This is a genomic window from Nocardia uniformis NBRC 13702 (genome assembly GCF_001613345.1).
In the GTDB taxonomy this organism is placed as follows: Bacteria; Actinomycetota; Actinomycetes; order Mycobacteriales; family Mycobacteriaceae; genus Nocardia; species Nocardia uniformis.
Window position 1 is genome coordinate 21,511 of the sequence record NZ_BDCE01000003.1, and the last position, 23,956, is coordinate 45,466.

Below are 23,956 nucleotides of genomic sequence, written 5' to 3' on the forward strand. Positions count from 1 at the left end.
TAGGGCCCTTTGGCGGGACCAGAGTTGCGGTCAGCCTGAGTTCAAGAGATACCCGCGACCGACTCCGGGTTGACCGAGTCGCGCCACCGGATGGCCTCCTCGACCGGGCCCAGGTCGTAATCCGGGCCGCCGACTCCGACGGTGAACAGGGTCGCGCCCAGCGGGAGGAATTCGGCGGCCTTATCCGCGCCCGGCCACTCCACCGACTTCTCGATGGCCGCTGGATCGGTGCCGACCGCGGCGCAGTGCTCCGCCAGGATGCCCGACTTGCGGTGCAGCGCGTCGGGGTCGGCGAAGCTGTGCCAGATATCGGCGTACTCGGCGACCAGCCGCAGCGTCTTCTTCTCGCCGCCCCCGCCGATGAGGATGGGGATATCCCGGACCGGCTGTGGATTGAGCTTGGCGAGCCGATCGGCAATGCGGGCCATCGACTCCTTCAGGAGTGCGAGTCGGCTTCCGGCCGTGCCGAATTCGTAGCCGTACTGCTGGTAGTCCTTCTCGAACCAACCCGCACCGATACCGAGTATGAGGCGGCCGTCGCTGATGTGGTCGACGGTGCGGGCCATATCGGCCAGCAGGTCGGGATTGCGGTAGCCGCCTCCGGTGACCAGCGCGCCGAGCTCCACGCGCTCGGTCTGTTCGGCGATCGCGCCGAGCATGGTCCAACACTCGAAGTGCGCGCCCTCGGGATCGCCGTAGAGCGGATAGAAGTGGTCCCAGTTGAAGACCACATCGACGCCCATATCCTCGGCGCGCCGCACAGCATCGCGGATCAAACCGTATTTCGGTGCGTGCTGTGGATGTAGCTGGACTCCGATACGAACCGGTCGGCTCACGTGGCTCTCCTCGTCGCGGAAGTGACTGTCCCGTCGTTTACCGAGGCTACCGATGCCCGGATGAACACGCCGGGCGAACCAGGTCGCGTTCGCTCCGGGAAGAACTGATGCACCCCTACGCATGTGATCATCGTCGGCGGACAGGTCCTGCGCTCTGATCGACGACCGCTTAGCATCGTGCCGGGGACCCGCAGGGTTCACCACCCCTCTACTCGGATCGTCCGGCACGTTCCTGCCGGTGAAGGGATCTATTCACCATGGCTACAGTCACTTTCGATCGCGCGTCCCGGATGTACCCCGGCGGCACCAAGCCCGCCGTCGACCAGCTGAATCTGGAGATCACCGATGGCGAATTCCTGGTTCTCGTCGGGCCGTCCGGGTGCGGCAAGTCCACCTCGCTGCGCATGCTCGCCGGGTTGGAGGAGGTGAGTGACGGTCGCATTCTCATCGGCGACCGCGATGTCACCCACGCCGAGCCCAAGGAACGCGATATCGCCATGGTGTTCCAGAACTACGCGCTGTACCCGCATATGAGCGTCGCCGAGAATATGGGCTTCGCGCTGAAGATGGCGAAGGTCGCGAAGGACGAGCGGGAGCGGCGCGTTCTCGAGGCGGCCAAACTGCTGGATCTCGAGCAGTACCTGAACCGCAAGCCCAAGGCGCTGTCCGGCGGTCAGCGTCAACGAGTTGCCATGGGCCGCGCCATTGTTCGGCAGCCGCAGGTGTTTCTCATGGACGAGCCGCTGTCCAACCTGGACGCCAAACTCCGGGTCCAGACCCGCACCCAGATCGCCCAGTTGCAGCGCCGCCTCGGAACCACCACCGTCTACGTCACCCACGACCAGGTCGAGGCCATGACCATGGGCGACCGTGTCGCGGTCCTCAAGGACGGTCTGTTGCAGCAGTGCGACTCCCCGCGCGACCTGTACCGCAACCCGGCCAATCTGTTCGTCGCCGGATTCATGGGCTCCCCCGCCATGAACCTCTTCACCCTCCCCATCGAGAGCGACGGGGTTTTCCTCGGCGGCCACCGACTGCCGCTGCCGCGCACGGTGACCGACGCCTCGAATGGCACGGTGGTTGTTGGTATCCGACCGGAGCATTTCGAGATCGCCGGTGCGGCGAACGGACTCAGCAAGGAGTCCACCGGTATCGAGATGGAGGTGGACGTGGTCGAGGAACTCGGCTCCGACGCCTACGTCTACGGCCGCGCCCTCGATAAGAAGGGCAACGAAACCATTGTCGCGCGGGCGGATTGGCGCAACCCGCCCGCCAAGGGCGCCCGGCTCACGCTTACCGCCGACGCGGAGCACATCTATTTCTTCAACCCGGCTGATGGAAGCCGGCTGAACTAGCACTGCGGCGGCACTCCGCTCACCATTCGTCGTCCGGGCATGCTCTCGTCGCGCATGCTCTCGTCGCGCATGCTCTCGTCGCGCATGCTCTCGTCTCGTCATCCCGGCATGCTTTCGGCCGGGATCCACATCGATGTACCGCACCGGATCGTGTGGATTCCGGCCAAAAGCGCGCCGGAATGACGGTGACGCGGTGAGGCAGTGATGGTGACGCGGTGATGGTGACGCGGGGCCGCGGGGCCTTGGCAGTATCAGGGCCTCGCACGCTGTTTGCCGAGCCAGGATTTGCTGACGCGGACGCGGAGGTTCTCCAACGGGACTTCATTGCCCGAGGCGCTGACGACCTCGACCCGCACGGGTTCGCCGGTGGAATCTTCCACCCGTTCCAGGGGCGGGGTGCCGTCCTGGAGGTATTTGTCGCCCCACTGCCAGAGGGCCAGTACGACGGGCATGAGGTCCAACCCCATGCGGGTCGGGACGTATTCGTGCCGGGTGCGCTGGCCTTCCTCCTGGTAGGGGCGTTTCTCCAGGAGTCCGGCGGCGGTGAGTTTGCGCAGCGCGCTCGACGCGGCGGCGTCGGTTATGCCCACCCGGGTGGCGAAGCCGTCGAAGCGGCGGGTGCCGTAGTACGCCTCGCGCAGGATGAGGATCGCCGAGCGGGTGCCGACGATATCGAGGGCTTTGGCTATGGAGCAGCCCTCGGGTTTCCATGCGCCCAGATCGCTGAGCGGTCCTTCCAAGACGAACGACATGACGCTCATCATACCCAAGCTGACTTGTGCCAACTATCGCCAGCTCCTACCCTGGCTTTAGAGAGACTTAGTCAGCCGCAGCGACGCGGCCCCCGGAAGGAATTCGCCATGAGAGACGCGGTAATCGTCGAGGCCGTCCGCACCCCCATCGGCAAGGGCAAGGCCAACGGTGCGCTGCACGGCACCCATCCCGTCGACCTGTTCGCACACAGCCTGGGAGAAGTAGTGCGGCGCACCGGGATCGACCCCGAACTCATCGACGACGTAATCGGCGGCATCGTCACCGCCGTGGGAGAGCAGGGATCCAACCTCACCCGCCGGGCGGCCCTCGCCGCCGGATATCCGGAATCGGTCCCCGCCACCACCGTGGATCGCCAGTGCGGCAGCAGCCAACAGGCCATTCACTTCGCCGCCCAGGGTGTCATCGCCGGTGCGTACGACATCGCCGTAGCGGGCGGTGTCGAATCCATGAGCCGAGTTCCCATGGGAGCCAATATGGTCGGCGCCGAGGATGTCACCGGCGTGGCATTCGCCGAGCGCTACCCCGACGGCCTCGTCCCCCAGGGCATCAGCGCCGAACTGATCGCCGCCCGCTGGAACCTCTCCCGCACCCAACTGGACGAATTCTCCCTCTCCAGCCACGAAAAGGCCGCGCAGGCAACGAAGAACGGCTCCTTCGAATCCCAGCTCACACCCCTGGCCGGTCTCACCGCCGACGAAGGCATCCGAGTGGGCAGCACCTCCGAAACCCTCGCCGCGCTCCGCCCCGCGTACTACAGCGACGCCATGGCGGCCCGGTTCCCCGAAATCGGCTGGCAGGTGACCGCGGCCAATGCCAGCCAGATCAACGATGGCAGCTCCGCCGTCCTGATCATGACCAGCGAACGCGCACAGCAACTCGGCCTACGCCCGCTCGCCCGCCTGCACACTTTCGCCGTAGCCGGTGACGACCCGCTGCTCATGCTGACCGCGGTCATCCCCGCTACCCGAAAGGTGCTGCGGCGCAGCGGTCTCCAGCTCTCCGATATCGACCTCTTCGAAGTCAACGAGGCCTTCTCCTCGGTGGTCCTGGCCTGGGCACAGGACACCGGCGCGGACCTGTCGAAGGTGAATGTCAACGGCGGAGCCATCGCCCTCGGTCACCCCCTCGGCGCCTCGGGCTCCCGCCTGGCCACGACACTGGTCCACGCCATGCAGGAGCGCGGTGCCCGCTGGGGATTGCAAACCATGTGCGAGGCAGGCGGATTGGCCAACGCCACCATCTACGAGCGGCTCTAGGAATAGACGGTGATCGCGGCGGGCGAGGTGGCAGCCTTCGCCCGCTCCGATCCGATCGTCGATACGAGCGGATGCCTCAGGTAGTCGATCGGTGGTGCGCTATCCGGATCTCGGCACGTCGGGTCGCGTCACGGGAACCAGGGTGAGCAGTTCGTCCAAGCCGCGGAAGTCGTCCGGGTTCGTGGTGAACAGCGGCAGCCCTTCAGCGATGGCCACGGCGGCGATCATCAGATCCGCGATACGACGCTGCGGTTTGCGGCCGACGCTGATGACACCGGCACATACTCTGCCGTAAATCCGGGCGGCTTCCACGCCGAAGGGGATCGGATCGAATTCGTTCTCGGCACGTTGGAGCACATCCAGGCGACGAGCACGCTCGATATGCTCGTCGTACTGGTGTTGTTCGTCGTTTCGACGCACCTCGTGCGGCCCCGCCGACAGTTCCGCGAGCGTAATCGCGCTGATGGCCATGGCCGCCGGTAACTGTTCCGGGTCGATCCATCGGCGCAGGATCATGATGTTGGTGTCGAGCAGGCCCTGTTCGTGGTCAGCGGGCATACGGATCGTCAGCCTCCTGATCGGCGGTGACGTCCTGATCGGCCCGGAAAGCCTCGATCGAGATGTCGGGCGCACTACGTGACATCGCGGCGAACTCGGCGCGGGAAACGAACCTCCTGCGCCGACGCAAGGGGATCAACTCGCCGATCTGATGCCCATCCCGCGTGACGGTGAACGCTTGTCCCTGCTGGACGGCATCCATGATCTCCTTCGACCGATTCCGCAGGTCGCGTTGGGTGATCTCAGGCTGTCCCGACATAGATCAATCGTAGCGCGATGTGCCATGCGGTGCTACCAGGTGGCACGGCATGACAGGTGCCGACGAGGGTCTGTTCGGGAACACCGCGGGCATGTCGACGTATCAGCGCGTGGCCCGTCAGCGGGGCTGGTCCCGGCCAGTAGCGGTGCGGGACGGAGTTCCCCTGGTCGGTTCGGATGTGCGGCTCAGAGGTCGGCGGATGGCGGTTCCGGGTGGGGTGCGAGACCGCGGAGCTTGTCGGGGTTGGTGACGGAGTAGATGCCCTGGATCAGCGTGCCGTCGGGGGTCAGATCGAGGACCACCGCGCCGATGGGGCAGTCGCCGGAGAAGAGGAGTGCGGACGGGTCTCCGTTCACGTAGCGGTAGCGAAGATCGAGTTCCCCGGGGGTCAGGCCGGCGGCGACGAGGCCGAACACCCGCGCGACCTTGTTCGGGCCGTGCACGGGCCGCAGGCTCACGGCGGGGCCCTTGCCACCGCCGTCGGTCCACAGGGTCACATCCGGGGCCAGGATCTCCAGCAGCGCGGGCAGGTCGCCGCCGAGCGCAGCGTCGGCGAACCGCTTGGTGACCTCTGCACGCACGGTCAGATCGGTCTGGTGACGTGGGCGGCGCGCCTGAACGTGCCCGCGTGCCCGGTGTGCGAGCTGGCGAACCGCGGCGGGAGAGCGGTCGAGAATGTCGGCGATCTCGGTGTGCGGGTATCCGAACACCTCGTGCAGTACGAAGACCGCCCGCTCCAGTGGGCTGAGCGTTTCCAGCACGACAAGCACCGCCATGGAGAACGATTCCGTGCGGACGGCGGTCTCGGAGGGGTCGTCGCCGTCCGGACCCGGAGTGAGTATCGGCTCCGGCAGCCATGAGCCCACATAGGTTTCCTGGCGGCGGCTGATGGCCGCGCGGCGCGCCAGGGCCTGATTCATCGCGATCCGAACCAGGTAGGCGCGCGCGTTGTCGATGGGCTGCGCGTCGGCGGTGCGGTGCCGCCGCGGCGACCAGGACAGCCACACCTCCTGCAGGACGTCCTCGGTGTCGGTGACGCTGCCGAGCATGTTGTAGACCACAGCGAACAGGAGTTCGCGATGGTCGACGAATACCTGCGTGGCTTGGTCGTCGGCCGCATCCGGCGGGGTAGCTGTCATCTGCTCTCTCCTTGATCGGTTATGACCGAAGAGTCGCCGAGTCCTCGGAGTGTGACATAACGGGTGCGCCAGGTGAGCCACATCACTTTTGGCGGCCTGGATGTCACAGCCTGGCGCAGGCTGCCCTCTTCGGTTGTGCAACCCCGAACCCCGGGGAGATGGCACCGAAGGAGAACTCGATGAACTTCAATACGAGCCGCCGCGGTTTCCTCGGCATCGCCGCGGCGACGGCGGGGATCGCCGCGACCGGCTTATCCCTGGGATGCGCTACGGCAGAGGACAATTCGAGTCGGACACTGATTCGCAACGTCCGGGTGTTCGACGGGAAGCGGACGATACCGAAAACAGACGTGCTGCTCGACGGGGCCACCATCGCCGACGCTGCCGACGGCAAAAAGGCAGAGGTGGAGATCGACGGCGCGGGAATGACCCTGCTACCGGGCCTGATCGACGGTCACACGCACATCTTCGAGGGCAGTCTCGCGCAGGCGCTGCAGTCCGGGGTGACCACCGAACTCGATATGTTCTGCCTACCGGGCATACTCGCCGAGCAGCGAAAGCTGGCGGCCGAACGCGACGATGTGGCCGATTTCCGCAGTGCGGGCACCCTGGCGACCGCGCCGGATGGGCATCCGAGTCAGTTGATCGCGGCGGTAGGGCAGGCCGGGATACCCGGCGTCGATCCCGGCACCACGTTCGACATGGTTGCCGGTCCCGAGCAGGCCGAGGCATTCGTCGCGGCCCGATTGGCCGAGGGGGCCGATTATTTGAAGGTCGTGGTCGATGACGGGTCGGTGCACGGCGGGGATTTCCCGGTGTTGGCGCCGGAGACCGTGGCAGCGCTGACCAAGGCGGGGCATGCGGCCGGTCTGTCGGTCATCGCGCACGCGATCACTGCACGGGAGGCGGCGATCGCACTGGATGCGGGCGTCGATGGCCTGGCTCACGTGTGGACCGACCTGGCTCCCGACGACCCCGCCGGGCAGCGGCTGGCGGAGCGGGTCCGCGCGCAGGGCGTCTTCGTGGTGAGCACCCTCGCCTATTTCGAAACCCTCGATGACCCGCAGGCGCAGACGGTGGACCGGTGTGCCGGGGCGGGCTGCGGCCCGAATGCCACGGCGGCGGCACGAGCGCTGTATCGCGCCGGTGTCCCACTGTTGGCAGGCACCGACGCCACCCCGTTCGCCCCACAGCACGGTGGGGCCATGCACCGGGAACTGGTGCTACTCACCGAGGCGGGCCTGAGCAACGAGGCCGCTCTCGCTGCCGCCACAAGCCTGCCCGCCCACCACTTCGGCTTGCGCGATCGTGGCCGCATAGCCCCGGGGCTGCGCGCCGACCTCGTCCTCGTCGCGGGCGACCCGACCACAGACATCGCCTCCAGCGCCGAGATCGTCGACGTGTGGCGACGGGGTGTCCGGCAGTCGGGCCACCCGGGTGCGAACTGACCCTCTGCCGGCTGGCGTGATCGTCGGCTCGGCGAGCAGGCTCGGTCGCATCGCTGCGAACTAGGCCAGAGCGCACGGTGATACACCTGATAGTCGGCGGCAAGACGCGAGGTGGAGACGTCCTGAATTCGGCATGAGCGCGCACTTCAGTCCACTAGGGTCAGCGACCAAGCCCCCGTCGACCGCCGCGACAGACGGGGATCTATCGCACCAGCGTCGCGATCGGCCGAACGGCGATCTCTGGCCCAGCGACCGGGATTTCGCGGTTCGTATGCCTGGACGTCAGGAACCCTGACGTCCAGGACCTCTTTCCTCACCCGCGACCCGACAACTTCGGTCAGTACTTACTGATGCCAGATCTCACCTCCGGCCAGGTCCCCGAAGGCTGCCAGCGGCGCTTGTCGGCATCGCTCGTAGCTTCGGCGCGAACGTCAGCGCCCGGCCTTGACGTGGCGGCATTCGGTAATCGCTCGATTCAGCCCTCAGCGGCCGAGTTCGGCGCGCCGCCAACGTAGTTCGCACTCCGTTTGGTGTACGGGCGATCCAGAGAACGGCAGGGCGGCATAGTCGACTGCCGCGGCCGCTCGGAGTGCGACAGTGCGCGCCGAAACCGCGGCTCGCTCGGTGAGTCCGATCTCTGCGGCGAACGCAGCCCAGTCACGGGCGCGTAACTTGCGGGTTCGGCCGGAGATCGGCAGTGCCATCGAGTCATCTCCGTAGACCAGAGTGCACGGAATGTCGAATATCGGTGCGACACCCCATTTCCCGCCGGGCCCCTCGACTACACCGACGTTCTTCGCGTGTAGGTCACCGTTTCCGGTGAGCCAGGCAAAGAGAAACTGCAAGTACAGGTTTCGGCGAGCCACGGTCGGAGCCTCTGTGATCTGCGCGAGTTCGTTGACCACGGTGGCCGCATCGGGCTGATACTTCGACGCCGGAGGTAAGCCCAATACCTGTGTCGCGTCCTCGAACGCCAAGCGTCGCCACGACTGACCCTCGCGCACTCGATCGAAACGCCGCACCAGCAGACCGGTGTCGCCAATACGGTCAGTCACCAGATTCGCCTCGGCTACAGGGATCTTCATCAACCTCGCCGCTTTCAGATGCTCCCCTTCGTTCTCCACCAGATGGGGGTACTCCGGTTGTGAGAGCTCGAGAATGAACCGGCCGTACTGAGCCGAAAACGGCACGCTGATCATCGACGCACTGGCTTTGCGCTGCACTCCCGGCAGCGCATGAGTATCGATTTCGTCTACGAATCGCGCGAATTCGAGTTCGGCGGGCGAGTCTCCCTCGACCAACGGCGGAAACTCGGTGAGTGGCTGATCGGCAGGGATGATCTGCACATCTCCGGGCACATCGCTTCCCACCGCCAGCAGCAGGCTCAATTCATCGTCGATACTGGTCTTGACCGCACGTTGCAACACCGTGAGCCGATGTCCCTCGGGCAGCAGACCTTCGAAGAAGGGCGGCACCGCGCCGGCGATGCTGCGTACCGGATCCGGGCCCAGCGGGAGCGTCGTGGCGACAGGCGCACCGTGGTTGGTGAGGTAGTCCTTCTCGTAGCGAAATTCGGTCCCGCCTTCCGCTGTCCGCTTCAGAACAGCGGCGCGCCGACCAGCCTTGTACACATCCGCTCGGGCGACCCGCCGAAGCTCCTCGAGATCTTTCAACCGACAACACCCAGGGTGAGGCCGACCACGTCGGCCACTGCGGCGACAGTGGCGATACTGGTCGAGCCGCTGCCGTGCTCGATCTCGCGTACCGTGCGAGTGGAGGTGCCCGCCAGCTCCGCCAACTGCTCCTGCGTCAGGCGATGGCGGCGGCGTGCCGCGTGAATGGCGTCGCCGATGCTCGATACCACGGTCATCGCATCACCTCCATAAACCGGCAATATTCTGCCGATACCGTGCGGATTCCATCAGACTACCCGAACCAATACCTAAATCAGCAGAATATCGCCGATTTTGCAGATATCGCCCACGCTCACCGTCGCAAGGAAGGAAATCGGCAGAATATCGCCGAGGGAGGTCAACGCGAGTTTGCCGTCGGCCGCCAGCGGGGGTCGATCTCGGCGGCGTCACCCGGGCAGGCGTCAGGCTCATTTGCGGTGCTGGAATGGAGGTTTGGCGGGACTACCAGCCAGCGGAACCTGGCAGTGCTGAATTCTTGGGGTTTCTTTGGGAATCACCCGGCGGGACAGGTGGAACAAATGTGGCCCTTGACCGGAATACCTGGTCAAGGGCCACATTGTGGTGCGCCATCAGGGACTTGAACCCCGAACCCGCTGATTAAGAGTCAGCTGCTCTGCCAATTGAGCTAATGGCGCGTGCTCCGCTGGGCGGTGCGGGAGGAACTTTAACAGGGGGTCTCTGTAAGACTCGAAACGTGCGGGTCAGTGTGTTGGGTTCGGTACGGGTGCTGTCCGAGGGCGGGGTGCCGGTCGAGGTGGGTGGAGTTCGGTCGCGGATGGTGGTTGCGCGGCTGGCGTTGGCAGGTGGGCGGGCGGTGTCCGCTGACGCGCTGATCGACGGGCTGTGGGGGGAGGAACCGCCGTCGGGCAACGCGTTGCAGGCAGTGGTTTCGCGGCTGCGGAAGGCGCTGCACGGAGTGGGGACCGTGGAGCTCACGACCGCGGGGTATTTGCTGTCGGACGTCGAGGTGGATGCTCGGCGCTTCGAAGAGTTGGCCGTGCGGGGGCGGCGGGAATTGGCGGAGGATCGGCTGGGGGCGGCGGCCTCGACACTGGGTGCGGCGCTGGCGCTCTGGCGGGGTCCGGCGCTGATGGATGTGTTGGACGCGCCGTTCGCGCAATCGACCGCCACCAGATTGAACGATCTGCGGATTGCGGCCACCGCGGATCTGTTCGATGCCGAGATTCGGCGCGGACGTCATGCCGACGTACTCAGCGCGATGGATGCCGTTGCGGTGGAACGTCCATTGAACGAGCGGCTGGTGGCATTGCGTATGCGGGCGCTGGCGGCGGCGGGGCGGCAGTCGGATGCGTTGGCCGTGTACGAGGAGATGCGTGAGCGGTTGGGGGACGAGCTCGGCATCGACCCATCGACGGAGTTGCGGGAAGCCCAATTGGCGCTGCTGCGTGGGGAGTTGGAGCGTCCCGCTGTGCGGCCGGAGCCGATGGCGAGTCGACTGCCCGGGCGGCGCACGAGTTTCATCGGGCGTGATGGCGAACTCGCACGACTCGCACAATTGCTGGTCGGGTCGCGGCTGATCACCATTGTCGGCCCCGGTGGTGCGGGTAAAACCCGGTTGTCGGTGGAGGCGGTGAGCCTCGATCAGGCATATCAGCGTGGACGGGTGTGGTTCACGCCGCTGGCGGCGGTGCGCACGCCGGAGCATTTGGTGGATGCTGTCGCTCGCACCCTCGACGGCCGCGACCTCCAGGGATCGGGCGGACACCAAAACCCCGGTGCCACAGCGGTCGACCGGCTCATCGGAAGGCTGGATATCGGCGATGGGCTGCTGGTACTGGATAATTGTGAGCATCTCATCGAAGCCACCGCGCAACTCGCCGAGCAACTCCTCGACCGACTGCCGTCTTTGAGAATTCTTGCCACCAGTCGAGAACCGCTCGCGATTACCGGTGAGGGACTGTTTCATCTCGGACCACTCACCCTCCCGACCGGGATCCCGGATCCGACGGAGGCGGCGGAGTCGGCTGCGGTGCACCTGTTCCTCGACCGGGCCCGCGATATCCGGCCCGACTTCACGCTCGATGAGCGCACCGTCACGCCGGTCGTCGAGATCTGCCGTCAATTGGACGGCATACCACTGGCTTTGGAGTTGGCCGCCGCCAAACTGCGAGCCATGAGTGTCGATCAGATCGCGCGCCGCCTCGATGACCGGTTCCGGCTGCTCGAGTCCGGCAGCCGCACCGCGCTACCGCGCCAACGCACCCTGCTCGCCCTGGTCGAGTGGAGTTGGGACCTTTTGGAGGAGCCCGAAAGGATACTGGCCCGCAGGCTGTCGATGTTTCCCGGCGGCGCGAGCATTCAAGCGCTGGAAGCGATCTGCTCGGACGACTCGCTACCCGCGGACGATGTCCTGTACGTCCTGAGTTCGCTGGTAGAGAAGTCCATTGCGCAAACCACGGGCGAGGAGATGCCGCGCTACCGCATGCTCGAAACGATCCGCGCCTACGCCGCCGAACAGCTCACCCGCTCGGGGGAAACGTTCACCGAGCGATTCGCGGACTACTTCGTAACCCTGGCCGAAGGTTACGAACCTCAGCTGCGCACACAGCAACAGCTCAGTGCCATAGCTCTTTTCGATGCCGAGCACGAGAATATGGCCGCCGCGCTACGGCGCGCGGTCGATACCGGTGACACCGGACTCTGCGCCCGTTTTATCGGCGCGTTGTTCTGGTACTGGGGTATGCGCGGTATGAGCACGCCGTTCGAAACCTTCCTTGCCGACGTGCAGCGGTTCGGCGATGCCCTGCCGAGGGCGGCACGGGCCGCATTCCGCGTAATGCGGTCGATGTCGGGAAGTGGCGCGGCCGGCCCGGATACCGATTCCGCGGCGGTACGCACCCTCATCGAGGACGGTATCGCGGCGTGCGCACCGCAATTCCATCCGGCACTGCCGCTGTGGATTCCTATGCTGGCCGCTGCCACCGGCAACGCCGACCTCGGGGAACAGGAACTGCGAAAGACGCTGGACCACAACGATCCGTGGGTGCGGGCCTGCGCGCACTGGACGCGGAACCATGTCCTCGTCGAGAGCGGCGATCAGCGGTCCGGTGCGGCAGATCGGCGGGCGGCGCTGCACGACTTCGAAACGGCGGGCGACCGCTGGGGTATCGGGATGGCCCTGTTGTCCGTCGGCCGGGACCACTCACTGCGTGGCGCATACGACCGTGCCATAGCCACTTTCGAGCGCGCTGTTGCTGTCGGCTCCGAGTTGGGGATGGAGGACGATATCTTCACCAGCCGGGTCCTTCTGGTATCCGAGCGCATGCGCAGCGGCGATCTCGCCAGCGCCGCACGGGATATCGCAGCCGCCGGGCGGCAGTCGAGGGAGCGGGGCTTCACCCGGATGGCGACCGTCATCTTGTTCAGTGTCGCTGAACTGGAACGCCGCTCGGGCGATCTAGCGGGCTCCGACCACACCCTCGACCAGCTGGAACAGCGCGCGCACCGGCTCCCGTACCCCGAATCGATTGCCAGAGATCAGATCGCGGCCGCTCGCATGGCGAATCGGTTGGCGGCGGGCGATGCCGAACAGGCGCGGCGGCTGCTGCCCGACGCCGTGCGCGGCGCACTCGCCCTGGGTGACGTCGACGCCATCGCGCAGGCCGCTGAACTGCTCGCGAGACTGCTGCTCTTGGAGCACGATCCGGCCGCCGCGGCTATCGCATTGGGAACAAGCGCGGTCATTCGCGGTGTCTTCGATGACGGCGAGCCGGAATTGCGAGAACTCGGGAACGCGCTCGCGGCACGTCTCGGCGAGCGGGACTTCCAGGATGCGTACAACCGCGGCGTGAATACACCGCGACGGGACGTGCTGCACCGGTTGGCCGAGATATCCGGCCAACCGGTCGCGTCATAACGATTGAATTGTCGTGAGGGTGGGATCAGACGGTGACCGATTCCTTGCCGAAGAACCGTCCGGCGAGATCGAGTCCGATGATCGCGCCCCCTTCGTCGCGGGTGAACGCGCCCCGCTGTCCGTCCAAACCGCCACTGGTGACAATGAATTCATCGTCGGGAAGTAGACCGAAGTCCGCGACCGGCATATCGGGAGCCATTTCGGTATCCGAGGCCGCGCGGACCTCCGGCTTGATGAAGCATTCGATCGTCAGCCCGGACCCGTCGGTGCGCAGGGCAATGATCATGATCTCGTTCGAGTAGTCCCCCGCGACCTCCGTCGCCAGCGCGGCGTCATAGGGCAGCGGTTCCGGAGCCTGCTCGACCACCCCGAGGTAGTGCTCCAGCGCCCACTTCACCACCATCTGGTTGGCGGCGAGTCCACTGTCCGGACCCGCATTGGACATGACAACGACCGCGAAATTCCGTTCCGGAACAATGAGCAGGTCGGCGAACTGGCCATTGGCCGAACCGCCGTGCCCGACGGTCGCCACACCGTTCACCTCGCGGAGGAACCAGCAGATGCCGAATGCGTCGCCCAGGGTGCTGGCCTTCAATTCGACTGTCGGCTGCTGCATCTGACGCACCAGCTCGGCGGGCAGCAATTCCGTACCGCCCTGCGTACGACCCGCATCGAGATGGAAACGAGCCAGCCGAATCTGATCCGCCACCGAGGACACCAGACCACCACCGGGGTTATTGCCACGGTTGTCCTTCCACTGCCGTACCACCGACAGCGCACTGTTCTCGCCGGCATTGTGGCCGACCGCGAACCGCTGGGTAATGACGTCATTGAGGGCAAAAGCACTGTGCGACATCCCGAGTGGCTCGAACACCAGTTCCGAGATGGCCCGCTCATAGGTCAGGCCGGTCGCCTTCTCGATAATCCGTCCGGCCAGGCTGAAGCCGAGCTGACTGTAGGAAGCCCGCGCGCCGGGTTCCGAAATCAGCTCCGACTCCGCCATTTTCGCGACGTTCTCGGCCAGGGCGTCGTCACCCTCGCCGGTATCGGCACTCAGCCGCCAATCCAGTCCGGCGGTGTGGTTGAGCAGCTGCGCCACGGTAATCTCGGCGGCTGCCCGCTCATCGGGGAGCGTGAACTCCGGGACGTACCGGCGCACCGGCGCATCCAACTCGAGGCGGCCGTCGGCGACCAGCCGCATGATCGCGGTCGCCGTGGTGGGCTTGGTGACCGAACCCAGCACGAACATGGTGTCCTGATCGACGGGCAGCGGATGGTCGATATTCGTCACACCGTGGCTCGCGTAGCTCTCCTGTCCGTCGGCCCAGACCCCGACGGACACACCGGGAATCTCGAACTCGGTGGCGATCGCCTGGACGAACTCCGGCAGCGTGTACTCCGACATTCTGGTAGCCCTTTCCATAATGCTTTCCGCAGGCTGTCCCTGGTTTCGGGGCCTGCGCTTGCTCTGGGAATGACAATGCCGGGGGTCACTGACAGTGGGCTGACAGCGCACTGACAGTCGGTAGCGACCTAGCCCGCGGCGATGGCGATCAGGAAGCCCAGGACCCAGGCCAGCGCGATGAGCGGGTAGGCGACCAGCGCTACCGACCAGATGCGCTGGCCCCAGCGCAGGGCGCGCACCATCCACAGGGCGACCACCATGAGCGCCAGCACGATTCCCGCCCAGGAGACGGCGTAGGCCAGCGGGAGGTATTGGCGGTCCCCGGATTCGGGGACCGCGAAGTCGTAGAGCGAGACGAGTTCGACCGCGATCCATGCGATACCGCAGGCTCCCGCGTAGATCACCACGGTCGCAAGGAGATCCGCGCCGCTCAGCGGCGGACGCCGGTATTCCGCCATACCTCCAGAATGCCGGAAAGCGCTAACCCGCGATGGCGCTGTTCACCAGGAAGTGCCCGATCGCGCCGGACACCAGGATTACCGGCAGTGCGATGGCGGGCCATATCCAGGCATTGCGTCGCGTTACGGCGGCCGCAGCGGCGATCACCAGGGCGCACACCAGGGCGAGAGTCATTCCGCCACCGGCGATCAACAATCCCCACAGCGCCGAACTCGGTGGCGGGACCACCTCGCACTCCACGGTGAAATCCCGTTTGGCCGCGCACTTATTGCTGATCAGCTCGAATACCTTGCCGAACAGGTCGAAGGCCCAGAGGAACGCCACCGCCACACCGGCCGCGTACACACCGACGGCGATGAGCACGTTCTTGCGGTGCAGCGGTGGTACGGGGGCAGGTTCACCGGATGACTCCGGGCTCGCGCCGCCATCGAGCGGTGCACCGGGCGCGTGCACTGACTCGGCTGAATTCCCGTGCTGTGGCTGGGGATTGCCCGGCGGGCGGTCATCGCGGAACGGGCCGGGCGGGGGTGAATACGTCCCCGAGTCCGGGCCGCCGGGGTTGCGTGGTGGCAATACTCGCTCGTCACGGAATTGGCCGGGCAGCCCGGGATGCGGTGCCGCGTCCACGACTGTGCCCGCATCGCGCGGCGGCCGGTGGTCCCCACTCGACTCGCCGCGTGGTGGCCGATGATCCCCGGCGGAATCACGCGGTGGCGGCGGCCAATGATCCCCACCCGAATCACGCGGCGGCGGACGACGGTCCCCACTCGAATCACGCTGCGGCCCGGGTGCTCCCGGTCTCGGCCCTGGGCCGACCGGAGCGCCCGGCCCGCCAGGACCATTGGGCCCACCGTGGCCCCCCGGACCACTGGGACCGCCAGGTCCTCCCGCACCGGATCCGCGCGGCGGGAGCGAGCGGTCGTCGCGGAACGGCGCGGGCACGGTCGGGTCGACCTGAGGATTCCTACCGCCCCCGGGATGAGGTGGCCGTCCCGCGTCCAGTCCCGCTGGGCCACCGGGGTTTCGGGGTGGAGCCGACTGCTGCGGGGGCCGACCCGGACCGCCCGGATGCTGCGGCGGCGGTCCGTACCCCGGATTCTGCGGATTCTGCGGATTCTGCGGGCTCGGCGGCCCGCTGTCCGGACCGGGACGTCGCGGCTCTTCTGGCGAATTCATGATTACTGGGCTCCCCCCGGTAGATCTGTCCTATCCGGCATTCTGGTCGGGACCGGGTTCGGTCGCCACTCCGTTCCCCGCCGTCACCTCGAGCGCGCCGATGAGGTGGGTAGGCTCCCGGTGGTGAGCGAGCGCCCCAGTGCCCCGGACTTCGACTCCGCCATTGTCTACGCCATTCCCATGCGAACTCGATTCCGCGGGATCACGGTTCGCGAGGGCATGCTGATTCCCGGGCCGCTCGGGTGGGGCGAATTCTGCGCCTTTCCCGAATATGACGATCGCGAGGCGGCATCCTGGCTGGCTACCGCCGTCGAGCAGATGACGATCGGCTGGCCGGAACCGGTCCGCGATCGGGTGCCGATCAACTGCACCGTCCCCGCCGTCGGCCCGGACCGCGCCCGCGAGATCGTCGCCGCCTCCGGCTGCCGCACCGCCAAGATAAAGGTCGCCGACCACCCCGACTCGCTGGGCGAGGATCTCGCCCGGGTCGAGGCGGTCCGCGACGCACTCGGCCCGCACGGCGCGATTCGGGTCGACGCCAATGCTGTCTGGGATGTCGATACCGCCGTCGCCCACATCAAGCAGATTGACCGTGCGGCAGGCGGTTTGGAATATGTGGAACAGCCGTGCCGCACCGTCGAGGAACTTGCCGCCGTGCGCCGCCGGGTGGATGTGCGGATCGCCGCCGACGAATCCATCCGGCGTGCCGACGATCCCATGCGGGTCGCGGTGGCGGGAGCGGCCGATATCGCCGTCCTGAAATGCACTCCCCTCGGTGGCGTTCGCCGTGCACTGCAGGTCGCCGCGGCCGCCGGACTCCCGACCGTGGTGTCCTCCGCGCTGGAAACCAGCGTCGGACTGTCCGCCCAATTGGCCTTGGCAGGGGCCCTTCCCGAGCTCGAATTCGCCTGCGGTCTGGGCACTCTCTCCCTGTTGACCGGCGATGTGGTCAGCGATTCACTACGTCCGGAGAACGGGTATCTGCCCGTCCCCCGGACGCCGCCGACGCCCGATCCGGAACTGCTGGAGCGCTACCGCCACCCCGATCCGGAACGCACGGTGTGGTGGCGGGAGCGCCTCCTCCGGGTCAGCCGTCTACTCGACTGATCAGTCCTCGACCAGCCCGAAACTCGAGTGACCGAAGGACGCCGATATTTCCCGTTGACGGCGAATGAGGTAGCGGCCGGGCGCTATGCCGCTACCACCGTGCTCGGGATGGAAGAGATAGGCCGGACCGGTGGTCTCGAGGCAGCCCAGCCCCAGACCCGCTGGATCGAGCATCCGAGTGGTCCAACGACAAACGCCCGGATCCGCCACCAGCACATGCGGATTCGCGCCCGCCACACCGCGAATGACCTCGATGCCCTGGGCCGGGACATCATGCCAGCCCAGATCGGGGAAGCGGGTATCGGTGAGCAGGTGGAAGGGCACCACGATCAGGTCACCCTGGGCCTGTACGCCGTCGAGAACGGCGATGGCGGTTTCGCGCTCCAGGTGGTCGAGTACGTCGACACCGGTACGAGCGGTCAGTTCGGCAACAGTAGTAGTCATATGAATCACCTTGGATAGGTCGAAGTTTCAGGTACGGCGCAGCAACTGCGCATACTGCGAGCCGTCGAGGCCGTAGGACCAACCGACGGCGGCGAGGGGGTCGTCGATACCGGCGGGCACATTGATCCCGTAGCGGCGGCGGGTGCCATCGCGCTCGCGGGAACCGTTGACCACCAGTACGACTCGGGTATCGAAGCCCCAGTGCCGGGACGGCACGTCGTAGAGCCGCAGCTCAGCGCCGGGGTTACCGGGGTCGGCGGCAGCCGAGACCAGCGTGAGTTCCGCCTGCTCGATATAGGAGTCCCAACCGAGACGTTCGATAGCCGCTCGACGGACCTCTACGCTGCGCTCGGCCAGAATCTCGTCGACCGTCGGCGTAGCCATCACCCAATCGGGAACCCTGATCCCGTGCAGCGCGAAAATGCCTGTTCCGTCGGAGAATTCGACCGCCCGATCATCCGGGTTGTGCAAACGGACCTCGCCGTACAGCGCCCCGGGCTGTGGTTCGGTATGCACCGCGATCGGCCGCTCGGAGATCACACAGCGATGCTGCCCGGGCCACCACCACCCGGCCGAGCGAGCCAGGATCGCCCACTGGTCCAGCTGGTGCGCGTCATCGCCGCGACACCGCAGCAGACCGGCCGTCCGAAGCAGCTGATGGAAGCCGGTGGTCCAGATGTCGTACTGATCGAAACGTGCCACCCTGGCCCGGTCCCCGATATCGTTCAGGAAGGTATCGCGCAGGTGGCGATACATATTGGCACGCAACGAGTCCTCTAGTGGTCGACGCACGCGAACGTCGAGAATCCACCTGGGTGGCGCACCCGCCTCCAGCAGTTCGCTCGGCGGCAGGGTTGCCCATCCACGATCGGGGAAGAGGACTCCGAGGACACCGCGGGGTGACCAGAAGTGTTCATCCGGTTCCGACTGCGCCAGCAGGCGCTGCCGCGAGTCGACCTTCGATGCCGAGAAGCGTTGCAGGAAAGGCCATTCCCGAGGCAGCCTGCCGTCCGGCAATAGCCCGAATCCTTCGGGAGGACCATGGGAATCGCTTCGCAGTATCTCTACGGCGGCGGTAGGTGAAGGCACCCAGACGATTTCCGGTGGAGGTTCCCCGAGCAACCGGTACAGCTCGGCTATCGCGCCCTCGGCCCCATCCCGATCGGCAGGTTCGGTGGATAATCCCACGCGCAACCATTCATCCCGCATCAGGACTGCGGCTTCAACACGTTCTACCAGGGAAAACCCGCGGGAATGCGACTTCCGCGGGTGGTTAGCGGCGGTCACCGCTTGGAGGCGTCGGACGCCTTTCCAGAGAAGGAGATCATGTTCCGAGCATGACAGGCCGTACCTACCCCTGGCAACCCCTCAGATTCGAACGCCACACCCCAGCATGGTGGTGCGCATGAGCAGCGCCGCCTCGGGCCCGATCACGCCATCGATCAATTCCACATACCGTTCGCAGAATTCGGGACCGTGCGGCGCGGATTCGGCGGGAACGGGGTCGAGATGGTGTGCGATTTCGTGCAGAACCACTAATTCTCGCAATGCCCAGGCTGCTCCGTGAACATGTAGCGGCACCGCCAGAATCGCGCCTTCGGATTCGTAATGCGCGGCCTTGGAACCGGCCCGAGCACGGACGATCACCGGTCTCGCGGCGCATTCCCACTGCGCGCGAACCCAATTCAATGCGAGCACCCGGTCCACATAGGTCTGCACCGATTCCACCGAGGCGAACTTTCGCTCGATCGGCAGCGTGAGCTGCGAACCATGCACCTCGACGGTCCGCGCGCCATGCGCGTCGGCACGCTCGAATACCCCGCGCACCAATGCTTCCGCGTCATATACGCGCGCCCGCTGCGAATCTCGGGTCACGACCCTCCACCGGGTAATTGTCCACGCGCCGCTCCCAATTCGGGTGAATTCCCCAGTCGCGCTGCCCGACCCGCACGATCTCCGGCCCGCCGGGCGGCAGACGAATACCCCGCCGATGCTTCCGGACCACGCCAGGTACCGCGCGCCTCGGACGTACTTTTGTAGAAGTCGACGAGCTCGATTTCCTTATTGCGCAATACCAATGCGGTACCGGTGGGCGCGGCGTCGACAGCGTCGGCCCGCACCGCTTCGGTCTCCACCTCGGACTTCACCTCGGCCAATCGCCGCCCGATACGCGCGGCGAAGGCCATCTGAAAGTTCAATCGCGCCGTCACGGCGGCGACCGGAGCCTGCACGCGGCGCTGCACCTTTCGACCCCAACGGGTTTCGGTGACAACCTTTTCGACGGTCCCGGTCTTGTACGCCCCGGACTTGATGTACTGATCCGACGCCCGCACCATCTGCACCAGCAGACTCGTGTACAGCGCCGCGCAGGTGTCGATATCGGTATCGAATCCGTAGGCGTAGACCTGCGTCGAGGTACGCGCCACATCGCAGCGCACATCATTGGCCGACGCGATCGCCACGAACAGTTGCACGAACGTGCGCAGCCCCTTCTTACCGGGATCGCCGATGGGAATGACCCGCTGCACCGGCACCGGCCGCCGCTCCCGGCCCGCCACATGCGAACGAGCCACCGCCAGATCGATCGACGACCGCGTCGCCAACCGCTGGGCGGCGGCCATGAAGGCCTCGGCCTCGTGCTCGTTCTCGGTCGATTCCGCTTGGCGCAGCAAACCACCGATACGCGTCAACATTTTGTCTGGGGAAGACATCCAGCCCAGCCTAGCGGGCGCTATCACCGGTGCTCACGGCTCAGATCGCCGAGGTACTTCCGGCACAGGACCAATCAACCATGTATCTTCCCTTGTGCAACCGGCTGGGTGTGCTGCCGCTCACGTCTCGACCCCTGGAGTTTCCGCGATGGCTTTGAAGAAGGTGACGTCCCTACGTTCGTCGCTCCTGTCCCGAGCGATGTTCGCGGCCGCGTCTACGGCGCTGCTGACGGCGACATTCGCCACCGGCTGCTCCAGCGACAGCGGAAGCAACCCCACCTCTCAAAACCTCACGGGGCGTGGCCCGATCACCTATGTCGAGGGCAAGGACACCACCGAAACCGGTGCGGTCAAGCAGCTCATCGACCGATGGAACGCCGCGCACCCGGATGAGCAGGTGACGTTCAAGGAGCAGTCGAACGACGCCTCCCAGCAGCAGGACGACCTGAAGCAGCATTTGCAGGCCAAGTCGTCCGACTACGACGTGATCGCCCTCGACGTGCCGTGGACCGCGGAGTTCGCCGCCAAGGGCTGGCTGCAACCGCTGCAGGACTCCTTCGCCATCGACACCTCGACGCTGCTGTCGCCGCCGGTCGCGAGCGCCACCTACAACGGCACCCTCTACGCCGCGCCGCGCAATACCAATGGCGGCCTGCTGTTCTACCGCAGCGACCTGGTGCCGAACCCGCCGAAGACCTGGGACGAAATGCTGTCCATGTGCCCGATCGCGCGGGAGAACAACCTCGGCTGCTACGCCGGGCAGTTCGCCCCGTACGAGGGCCTGACCGTGAATGTCGCCGAAGTGATCAATGCCTACGGCGGCACCTTCGTCGGTCCGGACGGCAAGACCCCCACCGTCGACAGCCCGCAGTCCCGCGCGGGCCTGCAGGTGCTCGTCGACGCGTACGACCGCGGCGATATCCCCAAGGAGGCCATCGGCTACCAGGAGCCGCAGTCGCAGAACGCCTTTGCCCAGGGCAAGCTGCTGTTCCTGCGCACCTGGCCGTCCTTCTACGGTCCCGCCGCCGGTGAGGCCTCGCAGGTGGCCGGCAAGTTCAATGTCGCCCCGCTGCCCGGCAAGGACGGCGTCGGCGCCTCCACCCTCGGTGGTTACAACGCGGCCATCAGCGCCTACTCCAAGAACAAGGCCACCGCGCTGGACTTCCTGCGCTTCCTGATCAGCGAGGACGCCCAGCACATCGTCGCCTCCGGCGCATTGCCCTCGGTACGGGCCTCCATGTACGACGATCCGGCGCTCATCGCCAAGATGCCGTACCTGCCCGCACTCAAGGAATCCATCGCCTCCGCGGTGCCGCGTCCGGTCACGCCGTACTATCAGGCCGTCTCGAAGGCCGTGCAGGACAACGCCTATGCTGCCCTCGACAACAAGAAGATCTCCGTCGACGAGGCGATTGAGGGGATGCAGAAGGGCATCGAAACCGCCGGGTCGTAGCACCGGACGGATCCGCCCACCCCAGTCAGTCCCGTAGGAGAGAGAAACGGTGTCACGTCCTTCGGGAGCGTCCGACGTCGCGGCGCAGACTCGCGGCGATACGCCCACCGACCCGTCGCCGAAGTCGAAGCGGCCCCGCCGCAACGCCTTCGCCGGGTCGGGCAAGGCGTGGATGTTCGTCACCCCCGTACTGATCGCGCTGGCCGTGGTGATCGGCTACCCGGTGGTCCAGGCGCTGATCATGTCCTTCCAGAAGGACTCCGGACTCGATCCGGCCACCGGCATGTTCGTCGAGGGCGGGAACGCCGGATTCAGCAACTACACGCACTGGCTGCTGCAGCAGTGCGCCATGCCCGGCGGTGAGATGGTCGCCTGCCCCACCGGCAATCTGGGCTCGCAGTTCTGGCTGGCCATCGGCGTCACCCTGTTCTTCACGGTGATCACCGTGACCCTGGAGGCGACGCTCGGCCTGGGTATGGCCGTGATCATGGGCAAGACCTTCAAGGGGCGGGCGCTGCTGCGCGCCGCCGTGCTGATCCCGTGGGCAATCCCCACCGCGGTGACCGCGCGCCTGTGGGAGTTCATGTTCCAGTACGACGGCGTGGTGAACCGCGTGCTCGGCACCAACATTCTGTGGACCACCGACGAATGGGCCTCCCGATTCGCGGTCATCACCGCCGACGTGTGGAAGACCACACCCTTCATGGCATTGCTGATCCTCGCCGGACTCCAGGTCATTCCGGGGGATGTGTACGAGGCCGCCCGGGTCGACGGCGCTTCGGCCTGGCAGCGATTCACCAGTATCACGCTGCCGCTGCTGAAACCGGCGCTGCTGGTGGCGGTGCTGTTCCGCACCATGGACGCGCTGCGCATGTACGACCTGCCCGCCATCATGACGGCCAACAACCCCAATACCCGCACCATCTCCATGCTGGTGGTGGACCAGGTGCGCCAGGGCTCCAATAGTGCCGCGGCACTGTCGGTGCTCACCTTCCTGTTGATCTTCTCGGTTGCGTTCGTACTGGTGAAGGTGCTGGGAGCCAATGCGGTTCGCACCCAGGAAGAGCAGCGGGAGGCGCACTGATGAGCACCGGTACGACGAAACCGTCCGCCGCGCCGGAAAAGACCATGACGCAGCGGATTCCGTGGACCAAACGACTCGCCTCCGGGCGCGTCTACCTGGGCGCGCTGATCATCCTCATCTGGGGACTCGGCCCGTTCTACTGGATGGTCGTCACGGCGCTGCGCGATCCGGCTTACACCTTCGACAACACACCGTGGCCCACCCACGTGACGTTCGAGAACTTCCGCAATGCCTTCGACACCAGCCGCGGCAACAACTTCGGCCGGGCGCTCGGCAACAGTGTGCTCATCGGCACCTGCACCACGGTGATCGCGCTCGTCATCGGCGTCATGGCGGCATATGCGTTGGCGCGCTTGACCTTCAAGGGCAAGTACGTCATCTCGGGCCTGATCCTGTCGGCCTCCATGTTCCCCGTGGTGGTGCTGGTGACGCCGCTGTTCCAGCTGTTCACCGATATCGGCTGGATCGGGCAGTACCAGGCCATGATCATTCCGAATATCTCGTTCGTGCTGCCGATGACCGTGTACATCCTGGCGTCGTTCTTCACCGAATTGCCCTGGGAGCTGGAGGAAGCCGCGCGCATCGACGGCGCGTCGCGCTTCCAGGCATTCCGCCTGATCATGCTGCCGCTGGCCGCACCCGCCGTATTCACCACGGCCATCCTGGCTTTCATCGCCGCCGTGAACGAGTACCTGCTGGCCCGCCTGCTGTCCTCCGACAGCACCGAACCGGTCACCGTCGCGGTGGCCCGCTTCTCCGGTAACGACCCGCAGGTCCAGCCCTACACCGCGATTATGGCGGCGGGCACCATCGTCACCATCCCGCTGGTGATCATGGTGCTGCTGTTCCAGCGCCGGATCATCTCCGGTCTCACCGCGGGCGGCGTCAAGAGCTGAACCTCGTCATCGCGGTGCACTGAAT

At 66.0% G+C, this 23,956-nt stretch carries 22 protein-coding genes and 1 tRNA gene; 8 read left to right on the forward strand and 15 right to left on the reverse strand.

The annotated features are described in order from the left end of the window. Window positions 1-41 precede the first annotated feature (41 nt). The gene (locus tag NU1_RS00455) at window positions 42-836 is read right to left on the reverse strand and encodes an LLM class F420-dependent oxidoreductase (RefSeq protein ID WP_067516148.1); all 795 of its coding nucleotides are present in this window, start codon (window positions 834-836) and stop codon (window positions 42-44) included. Between the two features lie 257 nt (window positions 837-1,093). On the opposite strand from NU1_RS00455, the gene NU1_RS00460 reads away from it, so the two are divergent. Beyond that, complete coding sequence (locus NU1_RS00460) at window positions 1,094-2,191, forward strand: ABC transporter ATP-binding protein (protein ID WP_067516150.1); 1,098 nt, start codon at window positions 1,094-1,096, stop codon at window positions 2,189-2,191. Window positions 2,192-2,442: 251 nt separating this feature from the next. On the opposite strand, the gene NU1_RS00465 is transcribed toward NU1_RS00460, so the two are convergent. Beyond that, window positions 2,443-2,955 carry a winged helix-turn-helix transcriptional regulator gene (locus NU1_RS00465; protein WP_157551911.1) on the reverse strand — a complete coding sequence of 171 codons (513 nt, stop codon included), beginning with the start codon at window positions 2,953-2,955 and terminating at the stop codon, window positions 2,443-2,445. Between the two features lie 96 nt (window positions 2,956-3,051). Between NU1_RS00465 and NU1_RS00470 the strand changes: the two genes are divergently transcribed. Then, complete coding sequence (locus tag NU1_RS00470; protein ID WP_067516152.1) at window positions 3,052-4,221, forward strand: thiolase family protein; 1,170 nt, start codon at window positions 3,052-3,054, stop codon at window positions 4,219-4,221. Between the two features lie 99 nt (window positions 4,222-4,320). Here NU1_RS00470 and NU1_RS00475 read toward each other — a convergent pair whose 3' ends face one another. From NU1_RS00475 to sigJ, 3 genes are all read right to left on the reverse strand, one after another. After that, a complete protein-coding gene (locus NU1_RS00475; protein ID WP_067516154.1) occupies window positions 4,321-4,779 on the reverse strand; it encodes a type II toxin-antitoxin system VapC family toxin in 459 nt (152 codons plus the stop codon). Beyond that, on the reverse strand, window positions 4,769-5,038 hold the full coding sequence (locus NU1_RS00480; protein ID WP_067516156.1) for a type II toxin-antitoxin system Phd/YefM family antitoxin: 270 nt from the start codon (window positions 5,036-5,038) through the stop codon (window positions 4,769-4,771). Before NU1_RS00480 ends, NU1_RS00475 begins: the two co-directional genes overlap by 11 nt. 185 nt (window positions 5,039-5,223) lie before the next feature. Beyond that, window positions 5,224-6,177 (reverse strand): RNA polymerase sigma factor SigJ, encoded by a 954-nt coding sequence (gene sigJ / locus NU1_RS00485; protein ID WP_067516158.1) that lies wholly within the window; start codon window positions 6,175-6,177, stop codon window positions 5,224-5,226. A 179-nt stretch (window positions 6,178-6,356) separates the two neighbouring features. Between sigJ and NU1_RS00490 the strand changes: the two genes are divergently transcribed. Next, complete coding sequence (locus NU1_RS00490) at window positions 6,357-7,625, forward strand: amidohydrolase family protein (RefSeq protein WP_084520856.1); 1,269 nt, start codon at window positions 6,357-6,359, stop codon at window positions 7,623-7,625. A gap of 482 nt (window positions 7,626-8,107) precedes the next feature. Here NU1_RS00490 and NU1_RS00495 read toward each other — a convergent pair whose 3' ends face one another. The 3 genes from NU1_RS00495 to NU1_RS00505 form a co-directional block, all read right to left on the reverse strand. Then, window positions 8,108-9,298 (reverse strand): type II toxin-antitoxin system HipA family toxin, encoded by a 1,191-nt coding sequence (locus tag NU1_RS00495; protein WP_067516160.1) that lies wholly within the window; start codon window positions 9,296-9,298, stop codon window positions 8,108-8,110. Next, window positions 9,295-9,495 (reverse strand): helix-turn-helix domain-containing protein, encoded by a 201-nt coding sequence (locus NU1_RS00500; protein WP_067516161.1) that lies wholly within the window; start codon window positions 9,493-9,495, stop codon window positions 9,295-9,297. The genes NU1_RS00495 and NU1_RS00500 overlap by 4 nt, the downstream gene beginning before the upstream one ends. A 383-nt stretch (window positions 9,496-9,878) precedes the next feature. Then, a tRNA-Lys gene (locus NU1_RS00505) sits at window positions 9,879-9,954 on the reverse strand. 59 nt (window positions 9,955-10,013) lie between these two features. Between NU1_RS00505 and NU1_RS00510 the strand changes: the two genes are divergently transcribed. Continuing rightward, entirely contained in the window at window positions 10,014-13,196 is a 3,183-nt protein-coding gene (locus tag NU1_RS00510; RefSeq protein ID WP_067516164.1) for an ATP-binding protein, read from the forward strand. A 25-nt stretch (window positions 13,197-13,221) separates the two neighbouring features. Here NU1_RS00510 and NU1_RS00515 read toward each other — a convergent pair whose 3' ends face one another. From NU1_RS00515 to NU1_RS00525, 3 genes are all read right to left on the reverse strand, one after another. Then, a complete protein-coding gene (locus NU1_RS00515) occupies window positions 13,222-14,601 on the reverse strand; it encodes a serine hydrolase domain-containing protein (protein WP_067516166.1) in 1,380 nt (459 codons plus the stop codon). A 128-nt stretch (window positions 14,602-14,729) separates the two neighbouring features. Then, window positions 14,730-15,059 carry a hypothetical protein gene (locus NU1_RS00520; protein ID WP_067516168.1) on the reverse strand — a complete coding sequence of 110 codons (330 nt, stop codon included), beginning with the start codon at window positions 15,057-15,059 and terminating at the stop codon, window positions 14,730-14,732. A 22-nt stretch (window positions 15,060-15,081) separates the two neighbouring features. Next, window positions 15,082-15,513, reverse strand: a complete 432-nt coding sequence (locus tag NU1_RS00525; RefSeq protein ID WP_067516169.1) for a hypothetical protein — start codon at window positions 15,511-15,513, stop codon at window positions 15,082-15,084. A gap of 846 nt (window positions 15,514-16,359) precedes the next feature. Here NU1_RS00525 and NU1_RS00530 point away from each other — a divergent pair. After that, window positions 16,360-17,343, forward strand: coding sequence for an o-succinylbenzoate synthase (locus NU1_RS00530; RefSeq protein WP_067516205.1), 984 nt, complete (start codon window positions 16,360-16,362; stop codon window positions 17,341-17,343). On the opposite strand, the gene NU1_RS00535 is transcribed toward NU1_RS00530, so the two are convergent. From NU1_RS00535 to NU1_RS00550, 4 genes are all read right to left on the reverse strand, one after another. Then, window positions 17,344-17,787 (reverse strand): DUF8820 family protein, encoded by a 444-nt coding sequence (locus tag NU1_RS00535; protein ID WP_067516171.1) that lies wholly within the window; start codon window positions 17,785-17,787, stop codon window positions 17,344-17,346. Between the two features lie 27 nt (window positions 17,788-17,814). Continuing rightward, window positions 17,815-18,804: a DUF6745 domain-containing protein gene (locus NU1_RS00540; protein ID WP_169814979.1), complete on the reverse strand. Its 990-nt coding sequence runs from the start codon at window positions 18,802-18,804 to the stop codon at window positions 17,815-17,817. Window positions 18,805-19,155: 351 nt separating this feature from the next. Beyond that, window positions 19,156-19,662: a TIGR04338 family metallohydrolase gene (locus NU1_RS00545; protein WP_067516175.1), complete on the reverse strand. Its 507-nt coding sequence runs from the start codon at window positions 19,660-19,662 to the stop codon at window positions 19,156-19,158. Next, entirely contained in the window at window positions 19,659-20,498 is an 840-nt protein-coding gene (locus NU1_RS00550; protein WP_174565929.1) for a DUF2786 domain-containing protein, read from the reverse strand. Before NU1_RS00550 ends, NU1_RS00545 begins: the two co-directional genes overlap by 4 nt. A gap of 148 nt (window positions 20,499-20,646) precedes the next feature. Here NU1_RS00550 and NU1_RS00555 point away from each other — a divergent pair, with 148 nt between their 5' ends. The 3 genes from NU1_RS00555 to NU1_RS00565 all read left to right on the forward strand — a co-directional run bounded on the left by NU1_RS00555 (window position 20,647) and on the right by NU1_RS00565 (window position 23,931). Next, window positions 20,647-21,951 carry an ABC transporter substrate-binding protein gene (locus NU1_RS00555; RefSeq protein WP_067516179.1) on the forward strand — a complete coding sequence of 435 codons (1,305 nt, stop codon included), beginning with the start codon at window positions 20,647-20,649 and terminating at the stop codon, window positions 21,949-21,951. Window positions 21,952-22,123: 172 nt separating this feature from the next. After that, window positions 22,124-23,035, forward strand: coding sequence for a carbohydrate ABC transporter permease (locus NU1_RS00560; RefSeq protein WP_067516181.1), 912 nt, complete (start codon window positions 22,124-22,126; stop codon window positions 23,033-23,035). Continuing rightward, complete coding sequence (locus NU1_RS00565; protein ID WP_084520854.1) at window positions 23,035-23,931, forward strand: carbohydrate ABC transporter permease; 897 nt, start codon at window positions 23,035-23,037, stop codon at window positions 23,929-23,931. Before NU1_RS00560 ends, NU1_RS00565 begins: the two co-directional genes overlap by 1 nt. The last annotated feature ends 25 nt before the right edge of the window (window positions 23,932-23,956 follow it).